At 52.8% G+C, this 14,762-nt stretch carries 12 protein-coding genes and 1 tRNA gene; 10 read left to right on the top strand and 3 right to left on the bottom strand.

The genetic code is table 11. The annotated features are described in order from the left end of the window. The first annotated feature begins 40 nt into the window (after positions 1-40). The 10 genes from HYT79_06690 (at position 41) to HYT79_06735 (ending at position 11,667) form a co-directional block, all read left to right on the top strand. Positions 41-814 (top strand): hypothetical protein, encoded by a 774-nt coding sequence (locus HYT79_06690; protein ID MBI2070275.1) that lies wholly within the window; start codon positions 41-43, stop codon positions 812-814. Between the two features lie 77 nt (positions 815-891). Then, positions 892-1,416, top strand: a complete 525-nt coding sequence (locus tag HYT79_06695) for a hypothetical protein (GenBank protein ID MBI2070276.1) — start codon at positions 892-894, stop codon at positions 1,414-1,416. Positions 1,417-1,516: 100 nt separating this feature from the next. Further along, entirely contained in the window at positions 1,517-3,097 is a 1,581-nt protein-coding gene (locus tag HYT79_06700; GenBank protein ID MBI2070277.1) for a glycosyltransferase family 39 protein, read from the top strand. Positions 3,098-3,259: 162 nt separating this feature from the next. Then, the gene (locus HYT79_06705; GenBank protein MBI2070278.1) at positions 3,260-4,873 is read left to right on the top strand and encodes an SAM-dependent DNA methyltransferase; all 1,614 of its coding nucleotides are present in this window, start codon (positions 3,260-3,262) and stop codon (positions 4,871-4,873) included. Next, positions 4,866-5,288, top strand: coding sequence for a nucleotidyltransferase substrate binding protein (locus HYT79_06710; protein ID MBI2070279.1), 423 nt, complete (start codon positions 4,866-4,868; stop codon positions 5,286-5,288). Before HYT79_06705 ends, HYT79_06710 begins: the two co-directional genes overlap by 8 nt. Further along, positions 5,285-6,850: a restriction endonuclease subunit S gene (locus HYT79_06715; GenBank protein MBI2070280.1), complete on the top strand. Its 1,566-nt coding sequence runs from the start codon at positions 5,285-5,287 to the stop codon at positions 6,848-6,850. The genes HYT79_06710 and HYT79_06715 overlap by 4 nt, the downstream gene beginning before the upstream one ends. A gap of 2 nt (positions 6,851-6,852) precedes the next feature. Continuing rightward, positions 6,853-7,389 (top strand): hypothetical protein, encoded by a 537-nt coding sequence (locus HYT79_06720; GenBank protein MBI2070281.1) that lies wholly within the window; start codon positions 6,853-6,855, stop codon positions 7,387-7,389. Further along, the gene (locus HYT79_06725; protein MBI2070282.1) at positions 7,380-8,441 is read left to right on the top strand and encodes an SIR2 family protein; all 1,062 of its coding nucleotides are present in this window, start codon (positions 7,380-7,382) and stop codon (positions 8,439-8,441) included. The genes HYT79_06720 and HYT79_06725 overlap by 10 nt, the downstream gene beginning before the upstream one ends. Before the next feature lie 21 nt (positions 8,442-8,462). Continuing rightward, positions 8,463-11,531: a type I restriction endonuclease subunit R gene (locus tag HYT79_06730; protein ID MBI2070283.1), complete on the top strand. Its 3,069-nt coding sequence runs from the start codon at positions 8,463-8,465 to the stop codon at positions 11,529-11,531. Between the two features lie 64 nt (positions 11,532-11,595). Continuing rightward, positions 11,596-11,667: transfer RNA gene (locus tag HYT79_06735), tRNA-Thr, on the top strand. A 13-nt stretch (positions 11,668-11,680) separates the two neighbouring features. Here the strand turns inward: HYT79_06735 and HYT79_06740 are convergent. The 3 genes from HYT79_06740 to HYT79_06750 form a co-directional block, all read right to left on the bottom strand. Then, on the bottom strand, positions 11,681-12,532 hold the full coding sequence (locus HYT79_06740; GenBank protein MBI2070284.1) for a peptidyl-prolyl cis-trans isomerase: 852 nt from the start codon (positions 12,530-12,532) through the stop codon (positions 11,681-11,683). Positions 12,533-12,622: 90 nt separating this feature from the next. Next, positions 12,623-13,504 carry a cation transporter gene (locus tag HYT79_06745; GenBank protein ID MBI2070285.1) on the bottom strand — a complete coding sequence of 294 codons (882 nt, stop codon included), beginning with the start codon at positions 13,502-13,504 and terminating at the stop codon, positions 12,623-12,625. A 1-nt stretch (position 13,505) separates the two neighbouring features. Beyond that, the gene (locus tag HYT79_06750) at positions 13,506-14,726 is read right to left on the bottom strand and encodes an acyl-CoA dehydrogenase family protein (GenBank protein MBI2070286.1); all 1,221 of its coding nucleotides are present in this window, start codon (positions 14,724-14,726) and stop codon (positions 13,506-13,508) included. Positions 14,727-14,762: the final 36 nt, after the last annotated feature.

Consider the following 14,762-nt stretch of genomic DNA (forward strand, 5'->3'; position numbering starts at 1 on the left):
GTCCTGGCATTCGCGCCGGGACCCTGTTACCCTAAGATGAATGCGAACATTCCTGTTTGCCGTTTTTTTCTTTCCGGCATTGACGGCTTGGGCCGATGAGCCGTCCGAGGATGCCGGGCGTTTAGCCCAAGATTCCGTCCGCACCTTTGAAGCCGCCTCTGAAAAACGCGGGCATTCTGAAAAGCCCGTTCCTATCGAAGCCTTGGAAAATACCGAAGATGAGTCTGCGGTTTCCCCGAGCCCCCGCAAGCCGCTGTATAGGAATGCCGGGAGCCCACCGTATCCTCAAGCCGATGACGGCGAGATGCCGTTTCCCGAAGGTTCGCCCGCTGATTTTTCATCGAGCCATGTTTACACCTTGTGGCTGAGGTCTTGGCAGATGCCGTATCGTCTGACCGCTGATCTTTCGCAAGATGCGGCCTTGCGCGCGGCCGCTTCCGAACCGGAATCATCCGACGGTTTCGACGGCGATCGAATCTTGAATCAACTCTCCGGAGACGGTATTCATGTCGGCGATTCGCGCACGGCGTTCGGCGATTATTTGGGTTTTGACCTGCCCGTTCTCTCAGGCGCGCAATTGGGCTTAAGCGGCGATTGGACCATGTATCGCGTCAGCGCGGGCGCGGAGGTATCGCCTGAGATCGGGCGACTCGGCGTTATCGGCAGCGGGCGTTTCGATGATCCGGCCAATCCCTGGTGCGCGGGCGTCAGCTACGGCTTGCGGCATATTCCCGCAATCGGCGTGCATCGGCTGGCCATCAATGCCAGCGGCTGCCGCAGTCAAGGCGGCCTGAACGTTTCCGGCGAGTTCTAAATCATTATTTAGCCCGATCCTTTTGATAAACTAAAAAAGAATTTTTAATCCGAAACTCTGTTAAGGAGGATATTGCCTTGGAGTGGACAAACCGCAGCGCGTACGTTTTGATGAAAGCAAAGCCCGGCATGGCTGAGAAAGTCTGGAAATCGTTTCAGCAATGCGACGAAGCCATCGGCGCTTGGGTCGTGACCGGCGATTGGGATGTGATCGCTTGGGTGGACGCTTACTCATGGGACGGCGTCTACGATCTGGTCGCCAAAATGAGAAAGGAAAATTGGATCGAGTCCTCGTCTTCGCATTGGGTGCATCATGGCCATAAAAACGGCAGTTGGTGGTGGGATTGGCCCGCCGGGGCCTGGGTTCTATGGCGCGACAACAAGCTAAACGGCTCATGGAAAAAGACGACGAACTGGAAATGGGCCGTCTCCTCCGCCTCCGTTCCCGGCGATTGGGATTGGGTGACCTGGGTCGGGGGGAAGAATTGGAACGAGGTTTGGAATCATGTGCTTGATTTTCAAAAGCCCGGCTGGCAGACGACGACATTGGTTCCGGTGCGTTCCTGGTGGAACAAATCTTGGGCCAAAAATTGGTGGGGGTAGGAACGATTTAACTCGGGTCGTTGTCGCCGCTTCGGCGGCTCTTTTCCTATGGTGGACAAGCCGCGCCATCAACGGCCTCTCCCTAACTTATGACGAGCCGGTGCAAATTGCCGGCGGCTATGCGGCCCTAAGCCGTAAGGATTATCACTTTCAGGGATTCGACCATCCGCCGTTGGCGGAAATGGTCTCCGCCGCTTGGTTGTCGATGGCCGGGCGTTCGCACCCGCTTGTTTTTGATCCGGCCGGCCGGGCTTATCTCGATCATCTGATTTACGAGGTCGCCGATCGCCTGATCTACGGCAGTTCTATCCCCCATGACCTCATTACGGCGGCCGGCCGGTGGAGCGGCTGTCTGGTTTTTTTCCCAGTGCTCGCCGTCAGCCTGTTTATTTTCGCCGAACGTTGCCGGCCGGGCTCGGGAGTTTACGCCGTTGGGTTGCTTTGCATCGAACCCAACCTTCTGGCCCATGCGGCTTTGGCCACCAAAGATTTCCCTTCGGCCGCGCTGCTGACGGCTTCTACGCTGTTGACGTTGATCTGGGCGGATCGTCCTTCGGCCAAGGTTTCTTTTTTATTGGGCGTCTCATCGGCCGCTTTAAGTTTGACGAAATACACGAATCTTCTTTTTTTCCCCGTAGCGTTGCTCTTGTTGTGGCTTGTCCGCAAGCGGTTGTCGACGAAACATTTTCGAGGCGCGGCGCTGGCCGCGGCGTCGTTCGCCGCCATGTTTACGCTTGTTTATCAAGGGATTGATTGGCATTTTTATCAAGAGGGCTTGACGGCGACGCTGCGGCGGCTCGATGCCGGGCGCGGGAGCTTTTTCTTCGGCGACTATTCCCCGACGGGATGGCTGTTGTACTATCCGGCGCTGCTGCTGCTGAAAACCAATATCAGCCACTTGGTCTTGGCCGTCGCAGGCGCCGTCATCCTCGGCCGGAATCTGTTGCGCCGGGGCGCCCTCGCGCGCGCCAAGGACAACGGGTATTTGATCGCCTGTCTTTTGATGCCCGTGGCGTTTTTTTTCGTGACGTCCGTTTCCAAGATTCAGATCGGCCATCGCTACATTCTCCCCGCGTATCCTTTCATCGTGGTATTGGCCGGGGCCGGGCTTAAGGAGTTGCTTTCGAGAACCCGCAAGATTCAGGCGGTTGCCGTTGTTCTTGTTCTGGCGGGGTTGGTTTCAACGGCGAGATGCTCTCCGTATTTTCTTTCGTATTTCAACGAATTGGCCGGAGGTCCGTCGAAAGCCCATCGTTATTTCACCGATTCGAGCGTTGACTGGGGTCAGGGGCTGGCGGCCCTGGCGCGATGGCTGAAGGACCGGGGCGCCGGGGCTATTTATCTTTCTTATTTCGGCAGCGGCGATCCCGGCGCCTACGGCATCCGCCATGTCCCCGTCGGCGCGGTCGGCAATGTCGCCCGGACAGCGGACGCATCGCCGGCGCTGACGGAAAAAAGGCTTTATTTGGCCGTGTCCGTCACGAATTTCCAAAGCACTTATTATTCCCGCAAAGGCGTCTTTGATTTTTTGAGGGACCGCCGGCCCGAAGCCTTGATCGCGTATTCCATTTTGATTTATGACATCACGGACGACGGGATGTTGCGTGAGCGCGTGGCTAAGCTGTTAAATGACGTCGGCCACAAGGATGAGGCCCGGCAACTGGCCTCATTGAAGCGCTAAATGAATCGTTCAACGCCCCACCCACGGGGATTCCGTCAGCCGAGCCCGATACGCGGAATAAATTCTGGACCCCCTCTACCAAGAAGTATCAAGTTGAGTCTTGACCCCAAGGACGTTCCACCAATATGTTTTAGAGTTCTGGGTTGGTAGAATCTTTCCTGTATGGCTCGCGCTAAATTTAAGGAAAAAACGGATTCAAATGGCGCCGGTTTAAGCTTTGAACCGGCTCTTTGGGCGGCGGCGGATAAGCTTCGCGGCCATATGGACGCCGCTGAATACAAACACGTTGTCCTGGGCCTCATTTTTCTCAAATATATTTCCGATGCTTTTGATGAGCGGCATCAATTTTTAATCAAAGAGAAAGAAGCCCATGTCCGAGACGGAAACAAGGGCTTTGGAAACCCCGAAGACCCGGACGAATACCGGGCCGAAAATATTTTCTGGGTACCCAAAACGGCCCGCTGGCGTCACATTCAAGACAGCGCCAAGCAACCCGTCATCGGCAAGCTGATAGATGACGCCATGGTGGCCATCGAAAAAGACAACCGGTCTCTTAAAGGCGTTTTGCCCAAAAGTTACGCGCGCCCCGAGCTCGATAAGCGCCTATTGGGCGAAGTAATCGATCTTATCGGCAAAATCGGCATGGGCTATCAAGAAAATCGTTCCAAAGATATTTTGGGCCGGGTTTATGAATATTTTCTTTCTCGATTCGCCAGCGCCGAGGGCAAAAAAGGCGGGCAATTCTATACCCCTCAATCGGTGGTCAAAATTTTAGTTGAGATGATCACTCCGTACAAAGGCCGGGTTTACGACCCCTGCTGTGGCTCCGGCGGCATGTTTGTGCAAAGCGAAAAATTTGTCGAAGCTCACGGGGGCGGGCTGAAAGACATCTCCGTCTTTGGACAGGAGTCCAACCCCACCACCTGGAAGCTGGCCAAAATGAATTTGGCTATTCGCGGCATTGAAGCGAATCTAGGAGTGGAGAATGCGGACAGCTTTCATCGGGACCAGCATCCTGATCTGAAAGCTGATTTTATTCTCGCCAATCCGCCCTTTAACATGAGCGATTGGGGCGGGGAGCGCCTGCGCGATGATGTGCGCTGGAAATTCGGCGCTCCCCCGGTCAACAACGCCAACTTCGCCTGGGTTCAGCATTTCATTCACCATCTGGCCCCCGGGGGCCTGGCCGGATTCGTTTTGGCGAATGGAAGCATGTCCTCCAACACTTCAGGGGAGGGCGAAATTCGCAAAAAAATAATCGAGGCCGACTTGGTGGACTGCATGATCGCCCTGCCCGGCCAGCTTTTTTACTCCACCGCCATTCCGGTCTGCCTCTGGTTTATCGCGCGCGATAAGAAAAACGGAAAATTCCGCGACCGGCGCGGCCAAACTCTTTTCATTGACGCCCGCAAAATGGGTTTTTTGGTGGATCGCGTTCACCGCGATCTCAAGGATGAAGAAATCGCCCAAATAGCCGGCGTCTACCACGCCTGGCGCGGCAATGCCCGTCATTCCCGCGAAGGCGGGAATCCAGGCCAATATAAAGACGTCCCCGGCTTTTGCAAAAGCGCCGCGTTGGAGGAAATCAAAAAGCACGATTATGTGCTCACCCCCGGCCGCTATGTCGGCGCGGAGGAAGCCGAAGATGACGGCGAACCCTTTGAACAAAAGATGAAACGCTTAACCGCCGAACTCAAAGGCCAATTCGCCGAATCCGCCAAATTGGAATCAGCCATAAAAGAAAATTTAAAAAAATTGGGGTATGGCCATGATTGATTACGAAAAATTTCAAAAATCTCTCAAACAGCTTGAGTTACAGTTTGAAAACTACCAAAGCCCCCACGAAGGCGGAGCTTTCAACGATTTAGACCGCCAAGCGCTCAAGGAGTCCGTTATTCAGCGATTTGAAACTTGCTACGACACTCTCTGGAAACACCTCAAGCGCCACCTGATCGAAGAACTGGGCCTGCCCGAAGCGCCGAACAGTCCTAAGCCGGTCTTCCGGCTTGCCGATGAAAACCAACTTTTAGATTCCCGGCTTGAGCAATGGCTGAAATACTCCGATATCCGCGTTGACACCGCCCATGATTACAGTGAGGAAAAAGCCGACGCTTGCCTCGAAATAATGGCGCCTTTTATAGATGACGCCATCGGCCTTTACCAAACCCTCACCGGCAAAACATGGGAGTGAGCCCCGCCATAGACATTACTCCAGAGCAGCGTAAAACCATCCTTGCCCTTTTGCGCCAACACCTCCCCCAAGTCCTCGTCTGGGCTTACGGCTCAAGGGTGAAATGGACCGCGCGCCCCAATTCAGATTTTGATCTGGTCGCTTTCACTAAACCGGAACACGCCGGCCAATTCAGCGCCCTCAAAGAAGCCTTCGAATCAAGCTCCCTGCCATTTCGCGTAGATTTGCTCGCCTGGAACGATCTCCCTGAAAACTTCCACCGCAACATTAAAAAAGAATATGTCGTGTTCCAGGAGCCTGAGCGTGAGATCAAAGGCCAGGGCATGTCGGGTGACTGGCGTGAAGCATCTCTAGGGGATGTCGTGGAAATCAACCCTGATGTCGTAGATAAAGCTTGGCCCTTTACCCATATCCGCTATATCGATATATCTTCAGTCGGTGAAGGCATGATTCTTGAACCACCCGAACAGGTTCCTCTCTCGAATGCTCCAAGTCGCGCAAAGCGGATCGTGCGACAGGGAGACACCGTCCTTTCCACTGTGCGACCAAACAGACGGTCCATGTTCTTCGTTTCAAAGCCTGAGGACGACTGGGTTGTCTCCACTGGCTTTGCAGTTCTTCGACCCAAGCCAGAAAAAATTGACCCTCGGTACCTGTATGCTTGCGTCTTTCACAAAAGATTCACCGATTACCTTGTCTCAGTGGAGAAGGGGGCTGCCTATCCTGCAGTTTTGCCTGAGGATATCGCTGAAGTCCCAATCCCACTTCCGCCGTTAACTGAACAACGCGCCATTGCCCACATTCTGGGTACGCTGGATGACAAGATTGAGTTGAACCGGCGGATGAATGAGACGCTGGAGGCCATGGCCCAGGCGATTTTCAAATCCTGGTTCATAGACTTCGACCCCGTCCACGCCAAATCCAAAGGCCGCGACCACGGCCTCCCCAAAGAAATCGCCGATTTGTTCCCTGATTCTTTCCAGGACTCTGAATTGGGTAAAGTTCCGGCAGGATGGAGCGTTGGAGCCACTCAAGACCTCGCTGATGTATCCAGCGGGAAGAGGCCGGACGTCAGGTATCCCGAAGTTTCGGAAGAAGCTCGCGTGCCTCTCTGGGGTGGTAATGGACCGATGGCATTCGTGCCAGAAGCTCTGATAAATTATCCAGTTCTTCTGACTGGTCGGGTCGGGACGCTCGGGTCTGTTTTTAGAATCACCTCACCGTGTTGGCCTTCCGATAATACGCTTTTCCTGAAGGCAAACAATCTGTACGCGCTTGAATACCTATTTCTTCATTTAAAGCGCATTGACTTCAATTCTTTGAACAGGGGCTCAACTCAACCCCTCCTGACACAAACCGATCTGAAATTACAGCCCGTTTTATTACCGCCGACAGCTATCCTCGAGAGCTTTCATTCAGTTGTGAATGAACTGTACAAAAGGATGGATTCATCTGAGCATGAATCCCACGCCCTCGCTGCTACTCGCAATGCGCTGTTGCCTAAACTTTTGTCCGGCGAAGTAAAACCTATGGGAATAGAAAAGGCTGCCGAAAGAGCGTAGTTATGGATAGTATTTTTCAGGAAAGGTGGGAAAATTTTATTGAGACGCATAAACATCAAGTTCCCGAAGATATTTACCAGGAAATTCAAAAGATAAACGCACAAGTCGGAACTCCAGGAGGAGGAAAAGTCATCGTAGTGGCTCAGAAGGTGGCGTATAGGACGCTCGATACCTTTCATGCTAAGTGGCTGGAATTAGCGAAAAATGCCTGGGAACGCGGAGGCTCCAAGTTAAAAACTGAAGGTTTTTTAGCGCATCACTCATCTGCAATAAAAGAGGAAATCCTATTTTTGCGCAATGCCCCCCACAAACATACCAGCCAATATATTCCGCTGAATGACTTGGAGAAAAAAGCCGAAACTCTCGAATTGGAAGCCAAAGAGCATTTACAAAACTGGCTGGCTCAGTCTACAAAAGAAAAAGCAGAGCGCCGGTGGCAGCTGGTTTTGACGATTGTTGGGGCTATTCTCGGAGGATTGATATCCGCGCCTATTTTTCAAGGAATTTGGCGATTGGTTAAATTTATTTTATGGAGATAATACGTCCAGCAGTCTTCATTTTTGGTGCGGGGGCTACCCGTGGAGCGTTTGAGGATTCAAAGTTCTCGCCGCCTATCGATAGAGATTTTTTTGACATTGCTGGCCAATTGCAGGGCCACGGGACAGATTCACTGGCCAGGCAAGTATTAAATTCTGTCTGGGATTTGTACGGAGAAACCCGAGGGATTAGTCTCGAGCGCTACTATAGAGATATCGAAACGCGGGAGGTGATTGGCCGATTTGTTAAGCCGCCTAATCAGCCGATGCGGTGGGGTAGAAGACGCATGGAGCTGGAGGAGCTGATCCGTCGTGTTTATATACACACTGCTTGTGACACAGAGGGTCCCTCCTTCAGTCCCAAGGCAAGTAGCATCCATCGAGATATTTTAAAGCACCTTACTGCTGGCGATACTATCGTCACATTCAATTATGATTTGGTGATAGAGGAATCGTTTGCTCAATCATCTCTTTGGCAACCCACGGATGGCTATGGAGTTAAGGTGCATGGAGGAACTCGGGGATGGTGTCGCAACTGGCTCAAGTCACGTAAAGAGTCTGAGGCTGAAACAATAACCGAAAGCTCCATTTCCTTGCTCAAGCTACATGGCAGTTTGAACTGGCGTCTTTATAACAACCAGCAAATTAGACTCAAAGATCGACCATATGTTGTTCGCAGAAATCGAAATAACAAGCCTGGTATAGAAAATATCGCTATTTTGCCACCAGGTTGGAAGAAAGAAGGAATCGAAAGGCAGCCATACAGCACATTTTGGCGCATGGCTGGTGGTAAACTCCAAAATTGTAAATCAATCGTCATCCTGGGTTATTCGCTTCCAGAAACGGATCTACTTGCTCAGGCATTATTTGCAGAAGTAATCCGGTCAAGAGCGGCTAGGAGTAGAAGGAATTACTTGAAGCAACTCTATCTGGCTGATCCGAGCGAAACTGTTAAAGAAAAATTTTCTCGGCTATTTTCGCCAGCACTGGGGCCACTTGGCGAATTATTTAAATACAAAGATATTCGAGAGTTTGCCAAAGATTTTAATGGTTAATCTAATTGCGTATAAATTCTGATGCGCCAAAATTTTTCCGAATCCACTGCTGAAGAAGCCGCGCTGGAATGGCTGAGGGGGCTTGGGTATGAGGTGCGGTTTGGGCCGGAGATTGCGCCGGAAGAACCCAGGGCGGAGCGGACGGAGTTTGAGCAGATTGTTTTAGAGGGGCGGTTGCGGGAGGCTATTGGGAAAATTAATTCCGAGATTCCTGAAGAGGCGCGGGAAGAGGCGGTGCGTAAGGTTTTACGCACGGAGCATCCTAGCCTTACGGAAAATAACCGGCGGTTTCATAAGTTTTTGACCGATGGCGTGCCGGTGGAATATCAGGCCGAGGGGCGCACGGTGCATGATCAGGTTTGGCTGGCCGATTTTGAGAATTTAGATAACAACGACTGGCTCGCGGTCAATCAATTCACCGTGATTGAAAACCGCCATGACCGCAGGCCGGATGTGGTGATTTTTATCAATGGCCTGCCCCTGGGCGTTATCGAGCTTAAAAATCCGGCCGATGAAAACGCCACCATCCGCAATGCCTTTAATCAACTCCAAACTTACAAGGCGCAGATCACATCGCTTTTTACTTACAACGAGGCGTTGATTATTTCAGACGGCATTGAAGCACGGATGGGAAGCGTCACCTCCGATTGGGACCGCTTTATGCCCTGGCGCACGGTGGATGGCAAAGATTTGGCTCCTACGGGGCTTCCCCAGCTTGAGGTTTTGCTTAAGGGCGTGTTCGATAAACGGCGATTTTTAGATATTGTCCGCCATTTCGTGGTCTTTGAGGAAACTCCAGGGGGCGTTGCCAAAAAAATCGCGGGCTACCACCAATTTCATGCCGTGGAGAAAGCGGTGGAGAGCACCTTGGCCGCCACGCGTGGGGACCGGCGGGTGGGCATTGTCTGGCATACGCAGGGTTCGGGAAAAAGTTTGACCATGGTTTTCTACGCGGGCAAAATCGCCCAGCACCCGGAAATGAAAAATCCAACTCTGGTTGTTTTGACGGATCGCAATGATTTGGACAATCAACTTTTTGACACTTTTTCAGGTTGCGGTGAAGTCTTGCGCCAAACGCCGGTTCAGGCGGAAAACCGCGAGCGATTGCAAGAGTTGTTAAAAGTAGCCTCCGGCGGGGTGGTGTTTACCACCATCCAGAAATTTTTTCCTGAAGAAAAAGGCGATAAATTCCCTTCGCTTTCAGCGCGGCGCAATATTGTCGTCATCGCGGATGAAGCGCACCGAAGCCAGTATGATTTTATTGACGGCTTCGCCAAACACATGCGGGATGCTTTGCCCGGCGCTTCCTTTATTGGGTTTACGGCTACGCCCATCGCAAAAACGGACCGGAACACCACCGCGGTTTTTGGCAATTACATTGATGTTTATGACATTCACCGTTCCATCGAAGATAAGGCGACAGTTCCGATTTACTATGAAGCCCGTTTAGCCAAGCTGGGGCTCAAGGAAGAGGAAAAACCCAGGATCGATCCCGAATTCGAGGAAGTAACAGAGGGTGAGGAAGAGCCCGAAAGACGCAGGCTTCAAACCAAGTGGTCGCGCCTGGAGGCTTTGGTGGGCTCCAAACGGCGCATCGAGCTTGTGGCCCAAGATATTGTGAATCATTTCGAGAGACGCTTGGAGGCCATGGAGGGCAAAGGGCTCATCGTCTGCATGAGCCGCAGAATTTGCGTGCAACTTTATCAGGCTATCATGAAGTTGAGGCCCCAGTGGCACAACTCGGAGGACGATCAAGGATTTATCAAAGTGGTCATGACGGGCGCGCCGGCGGACCCTGTGGACTGGCAGGAGCATATCCGCAATAAAGAACGGCGGCGCGCTATTGGGGATACGTTTAAAAAACCCGCTTCTCCCATTAAGTTGGTCATTGTGCGGGACATGTGGCTGACGGGTTTTGATGTGCCCTGCTTGCACACCATGTATTTAGACAAACCCATGCGGGGGCACGGGCTGATGCAGGCCATTGCCCGCGTTAACCGGGTATTCAAAGACAAGCCGGGTGGATTGGTGGTGGATTATTTGGGAATCGCCCAGGAGCTTAAGAAAGCTTTGGCGGATTATTCCAATAAAGACCGCGAGAAGGCCGGTATTGACCAAGAGGTGGCGGTCACAGCTTTGTTTGAGAAATATGAAGTGCTCAAAAGCATGTTTCATGGGTTTAATTACTCCGAATTCTTTAAAGGCGCGCCGCAGAGGCGTTTGCAGGTGATGGCCGAGTCCATGGAGCATGTGCTCAAGGTTAAGGACGGCAAGGAACGGTTTATGGCGGTTGTGACCCAGCTATCCCAGGCGTTTGCTTTGGCGGTGCCGCATGAGAAAGCGCTGGCTTTGAGGGAAGAGATCGCGTTCTTCCAAGCGATCCGGGCGGCTCTGGCTAAAAGCGCGGGCGCCGATGGGCCGGATGTGAAAAAGGACCGCCTAGAGGTCGAATCCGCTATCCAGCAAATCGTGTCCAAAGCGATTTCATCCGACGGCGTGGTGGATATTTTCAAAGCGACGGGGCTTAAAAAGCCGGATATTTCGATTTTATCTGATGAATTTTTGGAAGAAATCCGGGGGATGCCTTACAAAAACTTGGCGTTGGAACTTTTGAAAAAACTTTTAAGCCAAGAGATTAAATTGCGCGAGCGGAAATTTTTAGTTCAATCCCGTTCTTTTGCCGAAATGCTGGAAAAATCCGTCCGGGAGTATCACAACCGTACGATTGAGGCGGCGCAGGTAATCGAGGCGATGATCCGGCTGGCCAAAGAAATGCGGGAAGCGCATCGCAGAGGCGAAAAGATGGGTTTAGGCGAAGATGAACTGGCTTTCTACGACGCCCTAGAGGTCAACGATAGCGCGGTTAAAGAGTTGGGAGATAAAACCCTCCAAGCCATCGCGCGCGATCTGGTCCAAATCGTGCGGCAAAACACAACAATTGATTGGACGGTGAAGGAAAGCGTCCGGGCTAATCTACGGCGACTGATTAAGAGGCTTTTGAATAAGCATGGCTATCCGCCCGACAAGCAGGAGAAGGCCGTTAAAACCGTTTTGGAGCAGGCGGAGTTAATCGGCAAGGATTGGTCGTGAGCGGACCAAGAGGGCTGAGAAAGGGTGAAATCATGGGGCTTGTATGGGAAAATGTGGCAAGAGGGCCGGTGTAGCTCAATGGTAGAGCAGCGCTTTTGTAAAGCGAAGGTTGGGGGTTCGAGTCCTCTCGCCGGCTATTTTTTTAAAGTTTAAAGGTTGACTTCAACCTTGGCTTTGGCGCGCAATTCCTCAAGATAAGCGGGCAAAACTTGGCTTATTTTTTGCTGCAAAAGCGCGCCGCGTAAATTTTCCTTGATGTCCTTGAACTGGGCCGGCTTGGCCGGAAGTTTTTCCGTGACCTGCAGGATATGAAAACCCATCTGGGTTTGCACCACTTCGCTGATTTCTCCGGGCTTGAGTCCAAAAACCGCTTTTTCGATTTCAGGCGTGAGCATGCCCGGCGAAAAAAGCCCGAGTTCGCCGTTTTTCTGGCCGGTGGCCTGGTCCATGGACCTGGCTTGCGCCAATTTGCCGAAATCGGCGCCGGCTTTGAGCGCGATCATCGTATCATCCGCCGTCTGCCGGTTGGCGACAAGGATATGGCGCAGGCGGATGCGCTCGGGCGTTCCCAAGCGGTCCCGATTCGTTTCGTAAGCGTCTTTGATTTCCTTCTCAGTCACATCCAGGCCTTTGACTTTTTTCAGCAGTCCTTCGACCATTAGGCTGTCTGCGATTTGCGAGCGCAGGGCTTCCATCGTGGTGCCGGAATTCTTGAGCTGGGCCTCGAAATTCGGGCCGACCTGCTCCTTGAGCTTGGCGATGCGGGCGTTGATTTCTTTGGAGTTGGCTTTGATCTTGAGCGCTTGCGCTTCCTGGCGTAAAAGTTCGCTGTCGACAAGCTGTTGGGCGATGTTATTGCCGTGCTGCTGCCAGAGCTGGCGTTCGATCACGGCCTTATCGATTAATTTTCCGTTGACTAAAATTCCTTTGGACGCGGGCTGCGCCTGGGCGACAACCGGCGCCGCCGCCAGAGAAATTACTAACGCTCGAATGATCGACATAAACACCCTCCCAACATTCGAATATTTATCAATCGCAGTTAAGTGTACAAGCGCAACGCCGCTATTTCAATAGCGTATTCGCGCAATATTTTAATTTTTACTTTTTACGATTTCCGGCTGCAAGGTGGCATGGCTGATGCCGAAGCGTTCCTGCATGCGCCGCCCGGCCGCATCGAGGATGCCGAAACTCTTCGCAGCGGCTCCGGATTCTAAAACGAGACGGCCGGAAAGCATGTCCATGCCCGCGCCCAAGCTCCAAACATGCAAATCGTGGATGTCGTGGACGCCGTCGATCGCGCGCAGTTCCCGGCGGATTGCCTCAATATCGAGATGCGGGGGCACCCCCTCAAGAAGAATATTGAGCGAATTGAGCATCAACTTCAAGGAGCTGGCAATGATGAGCAGGCAGACGAAACCGCTGACGATCGGATCGGCCAGGTAATTGCCGGTCCATTTCATGACGGCTGCGCCCACGAGAGCGCCGATGGAACCCAATAGATCGGAAAGGACATGAATGTAGGCGCCCCGGACGTTGAGATTTTTTTGGGAGTCCTTTTTTAAGAGCAGGGCGCAGGCGATGTTGACGGCCAAACCGAAGAAAGCGATCAGCATCATGGGGCCGGCTTCAACGGGGGGAGGGTTGGCTAAGCGTTTAAAGGCGTTCATTAAAATCATGCCTGAAACAACCCAAAGACCCATGGCATTGACCAACCCGGCGAGAACCTCCACGCGGTGGTAGCCGTAGGTTTTAATCAGATTGGTGGATCGCCGGGCGAGAACGCTGGCGAACCAAGCGAATAAAAGAGAAAGGAAATCTCCGGCCATATGAGAGGCGTCGGCCACCAAGGCCAAACTGCCGGTCATGAAGCCGCCCGCCAGCTCGATGATGAAATAGCCGAAGGTCAGGCCGGAGGCGAAGACCAGGCTTTGGGCGGCTTGTCGGGACTGTGGGTTCTCGTGCGAGACTTCCAAATTAGGGGTTGCCAGGCTTCAGGAGCAAATCCGGGTTGCTCATTAAGTGCCTGGAAATGATCATGGCCTGGATTTCGCTGGTGCCTTCGCCGATTTGATAGAGCTTGCCGTCTCTGAAAATTTTGGCCACATGATTGTCGAAGCGCGCGGCTGCTTCGCCGAAGAGGTCCAGGCAATCCGTGGCCGCCTGCATGGCCAGTTCGCCGGAGAGCAGCTTGGCCAAGGACGCGTAAAAAGCGAAGCGTTTTTTTTGGTCGATCAGGTTCGCGGCATAATGAGTCAAAAACCGCACGGCGTGCAGCCGCGCCGCATAGCGCGCCAGAATTTTTTGTTCCCCGGTCAACCCGGCGTTGGGCTTAAGCCATCGCTGCCTGAGGCTGCGCGGCTTTTGTTTGTTTTCTTGTTTTTTGATTTCCTCGATGGCCCACTCGATGGCGCCGCGCGCCATGCCCAGGGAGACCCCTGAAATCGCCACGCGTCCCGCGTCTAAAATTTTCATGGCGATTTGAAAGCCCCGGCCTTCGGCCCCCAAAAGGCTTTCCTTGGGAAGTTTTAAATCGACCAAATGAAGTTGGGCCGTATCCGAGGCGCGCAAGCCCATTTTCTTTTCGACTTTGCCCACGGTTAGGCCGGGCGCCGGTTCGGCGACGAACGCGGAAATACCTTGATCCCCGGCTCCCGCTTGCGTTACCGCAAAGATGACATAAACGCCGGCTACGCTGCCCTGCGTGGTGAATGTTTTGGAGCCGTTTAAAACCCATCGCCCGTTTTTAAATTCGGCCCTTGTTTTGATGCTTTTGGCGTCCGATCCGGCCTCGGGTTCGGTCAAGGCCCAGGCGCCCATCATGCCTTGAGCCATTTTGGGCAGGTACTTTGTTTTCTGGGCCTCATTGCCGAACGTTAAAATGGTGTTGCCGCAAAGGGAATTGTGCGATTCCGCGGTCAAGGCCAGCGCGGAATCGATGCGGCCGAATTCCTCCAGGGCTTCGACGTAAACGCCGTGGGAAAGTCCAAGCCCGTCGTATTTTTTGGGGAAAATCATGCCCCAGGCGCCCAAGGGCGCCAGGGCTTTGACCACGTCCCAGGGGAAATTTTCTTTGCGGTCGTACTCATTGAGTTTGGGCAGGTGTTGCTCGAGAGCCGAGCGCAGCCTCAGGATAAATTCCCGGTCTTGGGGACTGCGGGCGATTTTCGTCGCATCGGGCAGCATCTGTGTCGCCACAAGTGTATTTTAGGATTTAGGTAGAATCAATGAAAT

The sequence above is a fragment of the Elusimicrobiota bacterium genome, assembly GCA_016180815.1.
GTDB lineage: Bacteria > Elusimicrobiota > Elusimicrobia > JACQPE01 > JACQPE01 > JACPAN01.